Origin of the sequence: Prevotella communis, assembly GCF_022024115.1 — a bacterium.
Lineage (GTDB): Bacteria > Bacteroidota > Bacteroidia > Bacteroidales > Bacteroidaceae > Prevotella > Prevotella communis.
In genome coordinates, this window is record NZ_CP091792.1 from 3,164,857 (window position 1) to 3,176,972 (window position 12,116).

Consider the following 12,116-nt stretch of genomic DNA (forward strand, 5'->3'; position numbering starts at 1 on the left):
TCACAGCGCGTTCAATACTTGTTCCTTTATCTGCTCCAGCTCGTCCTTCATCTGCACCACGATGTTCTGCATCTCGGCCTGATTGGACTTAGAACCAGTGGTATTGATCTCGCGACCCATCTCCTGAGCAATGAAGCCAAGCTTCTTACCCTGTCCGTGACCATCACGCATCGTCTCGCGGAAATACTTCAGGTGGTTGGTCAGACGCTGTTTCTCCTCACTGATATCCAGTTTCTCGATATAGTAAATCAGTTCCTGCTCCAAGCGGTTCTTGTCATAATCCACACCAGGAATCTGCTGTAGTCCGTCAACGATACGCTGACGAATTTTCTCTACACGACTCTTCTCGAAAGGTTCAATCTCAGCCAGCAGACGTTCGATATTATCAATCTTCTCAGCAAACTTCTTCTCGAGCGCAGCACCCTCCTGCTTACGGAAATCCACCAAGGCAGCAATGGCGCCCTCAACAGCCTTACGGGCAGCATCCCACTCCTCGTCAGTGAGTTCCTCCTGCTCTGTCTTGGACAGTACATCAGGCATGCGGGTCAGGGTGTACATCCAGTCCTCGGGCTCAGGGATACCCACCTTCGTAGCTACGTCCTTCAACTGATGGTAGTAGTTCTCCACGAGAGCGGCATTCACAGGCGTTGCATCCACTCCGGCCTCTTTCTCAATCCAGAGAGAGAAGTCCACCTTGCCACGCTCCAATGAGGCGGCAATCATCTGACGAATCTCCATCTCCTTCTCACGATAGAGTGGAGCAATACGCGTCTGCAGATCCAACTGCTTAGAATTGAGTGATTTGATTTCTGCGCTAATCTTCTTGTCCTTAAAAGCCACGACTACCTTGCCGTAGCCTGTCATTGATTGTATCATGTATCTTTATTTTATTTTTATTCTAGGCTGCAAAGGTACAAAAAAGAAGTGTAAAGTGGTGAGCGAAAAGTGAAAAATTTACTGCCGCTGCATAATTATTGCTAATTCATAATTTGTTATTCATATTTTTTTCGTACCTTTGCAAATCATATTATATAATAAGGTACAAAGCAATGGCTTGCATACTACATATTGAAACAAGCACACAAGTGTGCTCCGTAGCTGTCTCTGAAGACTCGCACGTCATCTTCCAGCTGGAAGACCATAGCGGGCCAAATCATGCCGAGCGTCTGGGTTCCATGGTGGACGAGGCGCTCTCGTTTACTGATAATCATGCGATCCCGTTTGATGCTGTCGCCGTAAGTTGCGGCCCTGGCTCCTATACTGGTTTGCGTATTGGCGTCTCTATGGCCAAAGGCATCTGCTATGGCCGTAACCTGAAACTCATCGCCGTGCCCACACTGGAACTGATGTGTGTGCCAGTATTGCTGCGCGAGATGGTGGAAGAGAACGCCCTTCTCTGCCCGATGATTGACGCCCGCCGCATGGAGGTCTATGCCGGCATCTACGACCGTGCCCTGAAGGAGGTTCGTCCTGTAGGTGCTGATGTGGTGGACGCAGAGACCTACAAGCAGTGGTTGGATGAGCGTCCCGTGTATTTCTTCGGCAATGGTGCCGCGAAGTGCATGGGGACCATCAATCATCCCAATGCCCACCTCATCGAGGGTATCGAGCCATTGGCAAAATGGATGCAACCCCTGGCAGAACGCCGTCTGCTGAACGGGCAGACCGAGGACGTGGCTTATTTCGAGCCTTTCTACCTGAAGGATTATGTGGCAAAAATGCCAAAGAAACTGATTTAACACTATGAACATACAAGGTTTAGACTACAACACTCAGCGTGAACTGCTGCAGATGCCTGAATACGGACGCGAGATTCAGCGGATGATAGACCATGCCGTCACACTCCCCACGAAGGAGGAGCGACTGCTCTGTGCAAAGACTATCGTGAAGCTGATGGAGACAAAGGTGCCACAGATACGTGAAAACAGTGGTTACGAGCAGACGCTTTGGGATCATCTGTATATCATGAGTCACAAGCAGCTGGATATTGACTGGCCCTACGATATCAGCGGGGCAGAGAAATTCCACGATAAGCCCCAGCCCATGAAACTGCCTCAGAGTAATGTACGCCTGCGTCATTACGGCAAACTGGTCAGTGAACTGCTGGAGAAGCTCAAGGACATGCCGGAAGGTGGCGAACGCGATGAGTTGATACGTCTGACAGCAAATCAGATGAAACGTGACCTGGTACAATGGGGACACGGTTCGATTGACGACGAGAAGGTTGCCGATGATATGGCGCGTATGACTGACGGTGCCGTACAGCTGGACCTCAACAATTTCGTCTTCGAACGTATCAATATCAGCGAACCACAACAGAAGCGTTCATCTGGAAAGAAAAAGAAGTAAATGGCAGCATTCATTATTGAAGGAGGACATCCGCTAAGCGGAGAGATACAGCCACAGGGCGCCAAGAACGAGGCCCTGCAGGTGATTTGTGCAACGCTGCTGACCAGCGAGAAGGTAACCATTCATAACATTCCGCAAATCAGGGATGTGATGACGCTCATCCAGTTGCTCAAGGATGTAGGGGTGAAGGTTGCTGCTGATGGCAACACCTACACCTTTCAGGCCGATGAACTGAATCTGGACTACCTCCAAAGCAATGAGTTCGTGCAGAAATGTGCACAGTTGCGTGGATCAGTCATGATGATTGGTCCGCTGCTGGCTCGCATGGGTAAGGCTACGATTGCCAAACCTGGCGGTGACAAGATAGGACGCCGTCGCCTGGATACGCATTTCCTGGGCTTCGAACGTCTGGGTGCACAGTTCCATCATGTGGCAGAGCGCGATGTCTATGAGATACAGGCCCAGCAACTCAAGGGCTGCTATATGTTGCTCGACGAGGCATCTGTCACAGGTACTGCCAATATTGTGATGGCTGCTGTGATGGCCAAAGGCACCACAACGATTTACAACGCTGCCTGCGAGCCTTATCTGCAACAGCTCTGCAAGATGCTCAACAAGATGGGTGCACGCATCAGCGGCATCGCCTCGAACCTGCTGACCATCGAGGGTGTAGACCACCTGAACGGTACAGAACATACCATTCTGCCCGATATGATTGAGGTAGGCTCGTTTATTGGTATGGCAGCCATGGTGGGCAACGGCATCCGCATCAAGGATGTCTCTATCAAGGACCTGGGTATCATCCCCAACACATTCCGCCGCATGGGTATCACCATCAAGGAGGAGGGCGATGACCTCTATATCCCACAGATGCGCCACTACGAGATACAGTCGTTTATCGACGGCACCATCATGACGCTGGCAGATGCGCCCTGGCCAGGACTGACACCCGACCTGCTGTCTGTACTTATCACCGTGGCCACACAGGCACGCGGTTCTGTATTGGTACACCAGAAGATGTTCGAGAGTCGTCTGTTTTTCGTTGACAAGCTCATCGACATGGGCGCGCAGATTATCCTCTGCGACCCACATCGTGCCGTCATCGTTGGTCATGACCGCAAGCTGCAACTGCGCGGTGGACGTATGTCGAGCCCCGACATCCGTGCAGGTATTGCCCTGCTGATTGCCGCCCTGAGTGCAAAAGGTACCAGTCGTATTGATAATATTGAACAGATAGATCGCGGCTACGAGGATATCGAAGGTCGTCTGAATGCCCTTGGCGCGAAGATCACCCGTCTCCCTTAAAGCCCATTAACCCCATTATCCCCATCCCCATATCCCCCATGATTAGAAAGGAAGATGTCTACAAGATAGGTTGCATAGGAAAGGCACACGGCGTCAAAGGCGAGGTGTCATTCAATTTCGATGATGACGTGTTCGACCGTGTAGAGGCCGAATACCTTATTCTGGAGGTAGATGGTATCCTGGTACCATTCTTCATGGAGGAGTATCGCTTCCGCTCAGACAGCACCGCACTGGTAAAGTTCGAGGATATCGATACCCAGGAGCGTGCCCGCGAGCTGACCAATTGCGACGTCTATTTCCCACGCGACCTTGCTGATGATGAAGAGGAAGTCCTCACCTACTCTTTCCTCGTGGGCTTTGGCATCATCGATGCCAGCACAGGCAAGAAGGTGGGCACCATAGCCAGCATCGACGAGAGCACACTGAATATCCTCTTCGAACTGGAAGACGGTACGCTGATACCTGCCAGTGAGGAACTGATAACTGACATTGACAAAGATAATAAAACGATTACAATAGCCCTGCCTGAGGGCATCTTAGACTTATGAAAAGACAAATAGCCATTCTTGGCTCTACAGGAAGCATCGGCACACAGGCCCTCGAAGTGATTGAGGAGCACAGCGACCTCTATGAGGTGTACTGCCTGACTGCTAATAATAAAGTGGAACTGCTGGCCGAACAGGCTCATAAATTCAAGCCTGCAGCCATCGTCATTGCCAACGAGGCACGTTATGACGAACTGAAACAGCTGATGAGCGACATGCCCGACGTGAAGGTGTATGCTGGTGCACGCGCCCTCGACGAGATTGTAGAGGCAGGTCCCATCGACATGGTACTCACCGCTATGGTGGGTTTCGCAGGACTGAGTCCTACCATCCACGCCATCAAGGCACACAAGACCATCTGCTTAGCTAATAAGGAGACACTGGTGGTGGCTGGTGAACTGATTTGTCAGTTGGCTATGGAGAACCACTGTTCTATCCTGCCTGTGGACAGCGAGCACTCAGCTATCTTCCAGTCGCTGGTAGGTGAAGACGAGAATCCCATTGATAAGATTCTGCTCACAGCCAGTGGCGGTCCCTTCCGCTTGAAGTCCATGGAGGAGATTGCCCACGTTACAAAAGCCGATGCCCTGCGTCACCCCACATGGGATATGGGTGCCAAGATTACCATCGACTCTGCTTCCATGATGAACAAGGGTTTTGAGGTTATCGAGGCAAAATGGCTCTTTGGCGTTGATGCCAAGCAGATACAGGTACTGGTTCATCCACAGAGCATCGTGCACAGTGCCGTACAGTTTATGGACGGTAGTGTGAAGGCACAACTAGGCGTGCCCGATATGCGTCTGCCTATCCAGTATGCGTTCTCGTTCCCCAAGAGATTGCCGCTCAGTGGCGACAGACTAGATTTGTTTGCTGCACAGCATCTGGATTTCTTTGAGCCCGATTTGAAGAAGTTCCGCTGTTTGGCTATGGCCTACGAGGCCTTGAACCAGGGAGGCAACATGCCCTGTATCGTCAATGCGGCCAACGAGATTGTGAACCGTGCCTTCCTGGAAGACCGTTGCGGATTCCTGCAGATGGGCGACATCATTGAAGCCACCATGCAGCGCGCCACCTTCATCCAGAAGCCTACCTATGAGGATTATCTTCAGAGTGATGCAGAGGCACGTCGCATAGCAACAGAGTTGCTTAAGGGAAGAGTGAATAGTGAAAAGTGAATAATTTGCTACCGCTATCCCTATACAAGAAATAAAGATAATAATTAACTAAACGAATAGAAAAAGTGCGGAAGCAAATTTTTCACTTTTCACTATTCACTTTTATTTAAAAAATGGAAGTATTTCTGATAAAAGCCCTGCAGTTTCTGATGGCTATCAGTCTGCTGGTACTGCTCCACGAACTGGGCCATTTCACGTTTGCAAAACTCTTCAAGGTACGTGTCTCAAGGTTCTACCTCTTCTTCAATCCTAAGTTCCACATCATGAGCACCTACGACACCTGGGTACGCCGTCTGTTCAGACTGAAGCCCGAGGTGGTGCCCACCGTCAAGGACGAGGATGGCAAGGAGAAGAAAGAATATGTGGGAACGGAATACGGACTGGGCTGGCTGCCCCTGGGTGGCTATTGTGCCATCGACGGTATGATTGACGAGACCAACCAGAAACTCTCTGAAGTAGCCCAGCCCTGGGAGTTCCGCACCAAGCCCACCTGGCAGCGTCTGCTGATTATGGTTGGTGGCGTGCTGGTCAACTTCCTGCTGGCTCTGTTTATCTATTCCATGGTGCTCTTCACATGGGGCGAGACATACGTTCCCCTGCAGAAGATGTCACAGGGAATGGAATTCAATGAACAGGCAAAAGCGATTGGTTTCCAGGATGGCGACATCCTGGTTTCTACCAACGAGAAGGACTTCAAGAAGGCTGATGCCGATATGTATCGCATGCTCTGCAACGCCGAGGAAGTTCATGTTCTGCGCCATGGCAAGCCCGTCACCATCCAGATGCCGGAAGGTCTCAGTCTGGTAGAGATGGCACAGACCATCCCCACCTTTGTACGTCCACTTCTTCCTGCCGTCATCGACAGCGTCATTCCTGACACGCCGGCAGACAAGGTAGGATTGCTGAAGGGCGATAAGATCCTGGCAGCCAATAACCAGCAGGTAAAATCATTCTACGGCTTTACAGACGAACTGACTCGCATGAACGATGTGCTGGCCTCAGCAAAGACACATGCAGACAGTATCAATGCACGTCTGCTGACAATCGTTTATCAGCGTGGCGAGAATATCGAGACCGCCTCTACCCTGCTGGCAGAAGACCTGAAGTTGGGCTTTGCTCCTGCTACTCTGTACGAGCCCACCACTTTCGAATATGGTTTCTTTGAGAGTTTCCCTGCAGGCATCAAGTATGGCTGGAACACCCTGAGCAGTTATGTGAGCGACCTAAAATACCTGTTCTCAAGCGACGGCGTGAAGCAGTTGGGTGGCTTTGGAGCTATCGGCAGCCTGTTCCCTTCAGCATGGGACTGGCACCAGTTCTGGTTGATGACAGCCTTCCTCAGCATCATCCTGGCCTTCATGAACATCCTGCCTATCCCCGCATTGGATGGTGGTCATGTGCTGTTCCTGCTCTACGAGATGATTACACGCAAGAAGCCCTCAGAGGATTTCCTCATCAAGGCTGAATACATCGGTTTTGGAGCCCTGATTCTCTTGATGGTTGTAGCGAACATGAACGACATCCTGCGCTATCTGCACATCATGTAATGGGTGGCACCCGCTGTAGTATTCGTAAGGAGAAATAGACACAGAAGAATACTACATACAAAAGACATATCTGAAGAACTGACGGATGAAGACCGTCAATACTTGCACAAGGCATTTGGGAAACCCACCCAAGTGCCTTGTTCAGTATACCCACAAAGCCTAACAGTACTGGAGCCAGCGAAGGTATCATCACCACGAGTAAGGCACCATACAGAATCATCGTGGCTGCAGGAATCACGATAAAGTTAGTCAGCAGGAAATAAGTAGAGAAGCGTCCGAAGTAAAAGGCAATCAGAGGTGCCACACCTACCTGTGCTGCCACAGAGAGTCCCACCATATTATATATATAGTGCTGCAGCGGACGCCCTTCGAAATAATGTTCAGGGAAGAAACTCTCAAACAAGGGCATCAGCAGCAGGATGGCCAGGACCGCCGAGAACGATAGCTGGAAGCCGATATCGAATAAAGAGGCAGGATTCACCAATAGCATCACGATAGCCGTGAAGCACAGGATATTCACGGGAGAGCGGTGACGTCCACCCACAGAGAACAGGGCGTAGATACTAATCATCGTAGCCGAACGGACCACGCTCGTTGACAGTCCCGTCAAGAAGGCAAAGGCCCAGATGCTCAGGATAATAGCCACCTGCGACAGCCAGAAGCGTCTTCTACCTAAAGTCAGTCGGAAAAGCAGAAGATAAATAATGCCCAGATGCAAGCCACTAAGGGCCAGGATATGCGAGGCGCCCGTCTTTGAGTAGGTCTCTCGCAGTTCTTTGGTCAGGGCCGACTTATCTCCCAGCGTCATAGCAGCCAGCACAGCATACTCATCATCCGCCGCCGACGACGTCCTGTAGCGGTCTAACAATGTCTGTCGGTAATCCAGGCATCGCTGCTGTACACGTTCCATGCGAGAGAGAGGCCGTTGCGCGGTGAGCGACGGTACCTTTCGCTGGTGGCGATGCGGCCTTTCAGCACGCTGCCCTACCAGCATACCCATCAAGAAAAAGCACAATAGGACAGCCATACTCTGTACTAGTGCCCAACGGTGGAGCAGCCACGCCATCAGGATACAGACAATCAACAACGTCAGGATGATACCCGCATGAGGTATCATGGGCGCCACAATGATACCTATAGCCATGCTTACAGCTGGCATCAATAAAGGTACTGTTTCCGTTATCCTCTGTTTCACAGCATGCAAAAGTACAGAAAAAAAATGGTGTAGGCAATCATTACAACATTTATTTGCCTACAATTCAACTTTTACATAGCAAGAAAATCTATTTTCATGGCATGAGAACAACAGCCCGTGCCACAAAAAAAAGCAAGCCATCACACACGTAAAAAGCGTTCCACGACGTGGGATAAGAATTCCACGACGTGGTACAAATATCCCACGACGTGGAACAAGTATTTCACGTCGTGGGACAAATTAAGACTGCGCGATTAAAGTTTTAAGGTCTGCCCTGAATAGAAACGGATAAGGGCCAACTGATAAAGATACTCGTAACGAGCCTGCGTCAAGTCGCTCTCCGACTTCAGCCAGTTATTCTTTGCCTCATTAAACTCCGTAATCGTGGACTTGCCCTGCTCATACTTTGCCTGAGTCAAACGGAAAGCCGTCTCACTGCTCTCGCTGGCCTGCAGACTGCTTGTCAGCTTCTGATTGGCAGCAACCGCATTGTAATACACCTGCTGAATCTCCTTATACAAAGCCTTCTTCGTATTGTCAAGCTGCAACGTCTGGTTCTCGCGGTCCAACTTAGCCGAACGGACACTATTGCGTGTCTGGAAACGGTTGAAGATGGGGATATTCAGGTTGAAGCCCAGATACTGACTGAAGTTATTCTTCATCTGCGTAGAGAAGTCATCAGCCTTGAAACCAGAGGTCTTGTAATAGTTAGAACCCAGTCCGGCACTGAAGCTCAATGTAGGATAATAGCCTGCCTGTGCAATCTTGATACTGTTCTCCGTAGCACGCAGACGCAGCTGCTGTGCCTGAATTTCCGGTTTGGTGGCCAAGGCATCGGCATAGATGTCATCAGGAGTCGCGATAATATCGCGACCTACAGAACTGATTTCAGGACGGACCACGGAAAAGCCCTCAGGACTTTCCAGTTCCAGCAGTTGCGTCATAGACAGAATCGCCAACTGCAGGTTATTATTAGCCTGTGTCGCTGTCAACTGACTCTGCGCCAGCGTAGCCTTCTGCTGGGCAAGTTCTGCCTCACTGGCCCTGCCGATATTGAGGAGCGCCTGCAGACGAGCCACCTGTGCGCTGTCGATACTGATCTGACGAAGAGCCACATCAGCTATCTCCATATCATAGAGTATCTGCACATAGGCCTGCGCCACCTGCGTACGGATATCATTCTTCGCCTTCTCCAGGTCCTGCGTAGCAGCCTCAAGGTTCAACTGGTTCAGTTTGATATTATTAGGTATCTGGAAACCAGTAAACAACGGCACACTCGTACCCAACGAGAACGAGGTAGACGAGGTATTGGTATTCGTGTACGTATTCTGAGCTGTCAGTCCACGTCCGAAGGAGAAGTTCTGACCAGCACTGCCACTCAAATCAGGCAGGCGCTGGTTCCTGGCAGTCGAGAGCTGAATCTCCTGCTGGCGACACTGGTTCTCCTGTTGCTTGATGGTGATATTATGCTCTACGGCATAATCGCAACATTGTTCCAGTGACCAAGGCTGCGTCTGAGCATGCATGGGCATAGCAAACAACACAGCAAGCAGTCCAAGTATTACAATAATGATTGGCATAATAATTACTCGTTTTTATCGTCTTCTGAAATAATCTGCGGGCCACGCACCTTCTGGTCTTTCTTCAGGCCCTTTCTAATCTCAATATTCACGCCGTCACTGAGGCCTGTCACCACAGCCTGACGCTCGTAGGTCTTCTGCTTGCCCTCACCCTTCACCACATAGACGAAGGTGGAGTCGCCCACGAACTCGATAGCACTCTCAGGCACACAGAGCACATTGTTGGCCTCAGCCAATACAATCTCGGCATTGGCGCTATAGCCAGAACGAATCTTACCATCGGAAGGTACAACAACAGCCGCCTTGATCTCAAACTGATTGGCACCGTTGCTCTCAGTAGCCTTTGGCGAGATATACTCCAGCACGGCATCAAACTGCAGGTCCTGCAGGGCACCAATGGTAATCTTCATGGGCACGCCGATAGCCAACTGTCCCACTTCCGTCTCGTCGATATTTCCACGGAAGATGAGGTCATTCATATTAGCCACCGTAGCAATCGTCGTACCATCATTGAAGGTGTTTGAGTTAATCACCGAGTTACCCACCTTGACAGGGATATCCAGGATGATACCGCTAATCGTTGAACGAATCAGCGTGCTCGATGCAGAAGCGTTCGACTTCGACACACCATCACGCACCACCTGCAGGGCATCCACAGCAGCGGCTTTCTCTTCCTGAGCCTGCTTCAACTGCTGACGCGCCTTCTCATAATCCTCGTCACTCACCAGTTTTTGGTCATGCAGATTCTTCGTGCGGGCATAGTCGGTCTCTACCTGTTTCAGGTTGATATCAGCCAGTCGCACACGACTCTCTGCACTCGACAGCTGTCCCATATCAGGAATCACCTTTACCTTGGCAATCACCTCGCCCTGCTCCACACGGTCGCCAGGCTGCTTCATCAGTTCAGCGATGATACCACTAATCTGAGGTTTTACGTTGACCTCATTACGAGGCTCTATCTTACCCGTAATGATAGTTGTCTTACGGATGCTGTCCGTAGCAGTTGAGAACTCCGAATACTGAATCTCCTTTGGCTGACTCTTCTGCCACAGGAATACGAAAGTTCCGATGAAAATCAGCGCCACAATAGCAGCGATGACCAGTTTGAAATACTTTTTCATATCTATATCCTTTTATTTTTTTTACCCTTTTACTTTTTCACCTTTTTACCCTTACTCGTCTCTCATAGCATCTACCGGTTTGATGCTCATAGCGCGTGCAGCAGGCGCCAATCCGGCCAGCACACCCATCGCCGCAATAGCGAGCGCAGCAAAGATAGCCGTCCAGAAGCCTACCTGGAAGTGGGCAGCCAGGATACCATCCTCTGTATTGGCCAGTTCCAACATCTGCAGAATCATCACGGCAAAGAGGATACCACTCATGCCTGCCACCATCGTCAGTACAATACTCTCGGAGATAATCTGCGAGAGAATCATCTTGGGCGTGGCACCAATAGCACGACGGATACCTATCTCAATGGTTCGCTCGCGCACGGTGACCATCATGATATTCGACACACCGATGGCGCCAGCCAGCAAAGTGCCCAGGCCAACGAGCCAAATCAGGAAGTTGACACCCTTAAACAGACTGTCAAGCATCTGGAAAAGCACCTCTGTATTAAACACCATCACACCCTGTTCATCCTCTGGGTCAATGGTATGGGCACGGGCTATCGTCTCACGGATACGGTCTGTGACAGTTGACATCACCACACCCTTCTTACCCGTTACGGCTATCATGTGCACATTCTGTCCCATGTTATAAGTCTGTTGCATCAGTGTGATAGGCAGGAGCATCGTGGTGCCCGATTCGCCACCGAAGCTAATACCTTCGGCAGAACTATAGTCAACACCCACAATCTGGTAATAGACAGAGTCAACACGGATGAAACTGCCACAGGGGTCACCACCTCCAGGAAAGAGATCCTTATAGGTCTTCTTCTGAATGACGCACACCTTACGACGCTGTGCCACATCCATATCGTTGAGGTAGCGCCCATAGCGCATCTTAGGTTCACTCACTCGCTGATAGTCCTCCTGCACACCGTTGATACTGACAGTGGTCTTACGATCACCGAAATAGGCCGTACCACCATTAGAGAAAAGCACAGGACTCACCACTTCGAGTTCAGGTATGCGACTTTTCAGACGTTGCACGTCCTTGTACTCCATATCCCATCGACGCCCCTTGCGAAAACCCTTGTAAGCCTTTGTGGTAGGTTGTGCCCAAATCATAGCACTATTGGTAGCGAACCCCTCGAAGTTCTGATTGAGCAATTCCTTCATACCCTGTCCGCCTCCAATCAGCGCCACAAGCATGAAGACACCCCAAAACACCCCGAAGCCCGTCAGGAACGAACGACTCTTATTGCGCGTCAGCGTGTCGAGAATCTCTCTATATGTATCTATATCTAATCTCAT

General features: G+C 50.5%; 11 protein-coding genes. 6 read left to right on the plus strand and 5 right to left on the minus strand.

Annotated elements, in window-relative coordinates:
• Entirely contained in the window at positions 1 to 876 is an 876-nt protein-coding gene (locus L6468_RS13125; RefSeq protein ID WP_091813892.1) for a YicC/YloC family endoribonuclease, read from the minus strand.
• Positions 877 to 1,049: 173 nt separating this feature from the next.
• Here L6468_RS13125 and tsaB point away from each other — a divergent pair, with 173 nt between their 5' ends.
• The 6 genes from tsaB to rseP all read left to right on the plus strand — a co-directional run bounded on the left by tsaB (position 1,050) and on the right by rseP (position 6,921).
• Positions 1,050 to 1,739, plus strand: a complete 690-nt coding sequence (gene tsaB, locus L6468_RS13130; RefSeq protein WP_237793558.1) for a tRNA (adenosine(37)-N6)-threonylcarbamoyltransferase complex dimerization subunit type 1 TsaB — start codon at positions 1,050 to 1,052, stop codon at positions 1,737 to 1,739.
• Positions 1,740 to 1,743: 4 nt separating this feature from the next.
• Positions 1,744 to 2,349, plus strand: coding sequence for a DUF4290 domain-containing protein (locus L6468_RS13135; protein WP_091813885.1), 606 nt, complete (start codon positions 1,744 to 1,746; stop codon positions 2,347 to 2,349).
• On the plus strand, positions 2,350 to 3,654 hold the full coding sequence (gene murA / locus L6468_RS13140) for a UDP-N-acetylglucosamine 1-carboxyvinyltransferase (RefSeq protein WP_091813882.1): 1,305 nt from the start codon (positions 2,350 to 2,352) through the stop codon (positions 3,652 to 3,654).
• Positions 3,655 to 3,692: 38 nt separating this feature from the next.
• Positions 3,693 to 4,202: a ribosome maturation factor RimM gene (gene rimM, locus L6468_RS13145; protein ID WP_237793559.1), complete on the plus strand. Its 510-nt coding sequence runs from the start codon at positions 3,693 to 3,695 to the stop codon at positions 4,200 to 4,202.
• The gene (locus L6468_RS13150; RefSeq protein WP_237793560.1) at positions 4,199 to 5,374 is read left to right on the plus strand and encodes a 1-deoxy-D-xylulose-5-phosphate reductoisomerase; all 1,176 of its coding nucleotides are present in this window, start codon (positions 4,199 to 4,201) and stop codon (positions 5,372 to 5,374) included. The genes rimM and L6468_RS13150 overlap by 4 nt, the downstream gene beginning before the upstream one ends.
• 113 nt (positions 5,375 to 5,487) lie before the next feature.
• Positions 5,488 to 6,921: an RIP metalloprotease RseP gene (rseP, locus tag L6468_RS13155; RefSeq protein WP_237793561.1), complete on the plus strand. Its 1,434-nt coding sequence runs from the start codon at positions 5,488 to 5,490 to the stop codon at positions 6,919 to 6,921.
• Here the strand turns inward: rseP and L6468_RS13160 are convergent.
• The 4 genes from L6468_RS13160 to L6468_RS13175 all read right to left on the minus strand — a co-directional run bounded on the left by L6468_RS13160 (position 6,914) and on the right by L6468_RS13175 (position 12,116).
• Positions 6,914 to 8,080 carry a ComEC/Rec2 family competence protein gene (locus tag L6468_RS13160; protein WP_237793562.1) on the minus strand — a complete coding sequence of 389 codons (1,167 nt, stop codon included), beginning with the start codon at positions 8,078 to 8,080 and terminating at the stop codon, positions 6,914 to 6,916. The genes rseP and L6468_RS13160 overlap by 8 nt on opposite strands.
• A 290-nt stretch (positions 8,081 to 8,370) precedes the next feature.
• Positions 8,371 to 9,696 carry a TolC family protein gene (locus L6468_RS13165; protein ID WP_237793563.1) on the minus strand — a complete coding sequence of 442 codons (1,326 nt, stop codon included), beginning with the start codon at positions 9,694 to 9,696 and terminating at the stop codon, positions 8,371 to 8,373.
• Between the two features lie 5 nt (positions 9,697 to 9,701).
• Complete coding sequence (locus L6468_RS13170) at positions 9,702 to 10,817, minus strand: efflux RND transporter periplasmic adaptor subunit (protein WP_237793564.1); 1,116 nt, start codon at positions 10,815 to 10,817, stop codon at positions 9,702 to 9,704.
• Between the two features lie 51 nt (positions 10,818 to 10,868).
• On the minus strand, positions 10,869 to 12,116 hold the full coding sequence (locus L6468_RS13175) for an ABC transporter permease (protein ID WP_237793565.1): 1,248 nt from the start codon (positions 12,114 to 12,116) through the stop codon (positions 10,869 to 10,871).

Excerpts from the sequence above, each read along its gene's own strand:
- murA (WP_091813882.1), top strand. The coding sequence starts at position 2,350 with ATGGCAGCATTCATTATTGAAGGAGGACATCCGCTAAGCGGAGAGATA.
- rseP (WP_237793561.1), top strand. The coding sequence starts at position 5,488 with ATGGAAGTATTTCTGATAAAAGCCCTGCAGTTTCTGATGGCTATCAGT.
- L6468_RS13165 (WP_237793563.1), bottom strand. The coding sequence starts at position 9,696 with ATGCCAATCATTATTGTAATACTTGGACTGCTTGCTGTGTTGTTTGCT.
- L6468_RS13150 (WP_237793560.1), top strand. The coding sequence starts at position 4,199 with ATGAAAAGACAAATAGCCATTCTTGGCTCTACAGGAAGCATCGGCACA.
- L6468_RS13125 (WP_091813892.1), bottom strand. The coding sequence starts at position 876 with ATGATACAATCAATGACAGGCTACGGCAAGGTAGTCGTGGCTTTTAAG.
- L6468_RS13160 (WP_237793562.1), bottom strand. The coding sequence starts at position 8,080 with ATGCCAGCTGTAAGCATGGCTATAGGTATCATTGTGGCGCCCATGATA.
- rimM (WP_237793559.1), top strand. The coding sequence starts at position 3,693 with ATGATTAGAAAGGAAGATGTCTACAAGATAGGTTGCATAGGAAAGGCA.
- tsaB (WP_237793558.1), top strand. The coding sequence starts at position 1,050 with ATGGCTTGCATACTACATATTGAAACAAGCACACAAGTGTGCTCCGTA.
- L6468_RS13135 (WP_091813885.1), top strand. The coding sequence starts at position 1,744 with ATGAACATACAAGGTTTAGACTACAACACTCAGCGTGAACTGCTGCAG.
- L6468_RS13170 (WP_237793564.1), bottom strand. The coding sequence starts at position 10,817 with ATGAAAAAGTATTTCAAACTGGTCATCGCTGCTATTGTGGCGCTGATT.
- L6468_RS13175 (WP_237793565.1), bottom strand. The coding sequence starts at position 12,116 with ATGAGATTAGATATAGATACATATAGAGAGATTCTCGACACGCTGACG.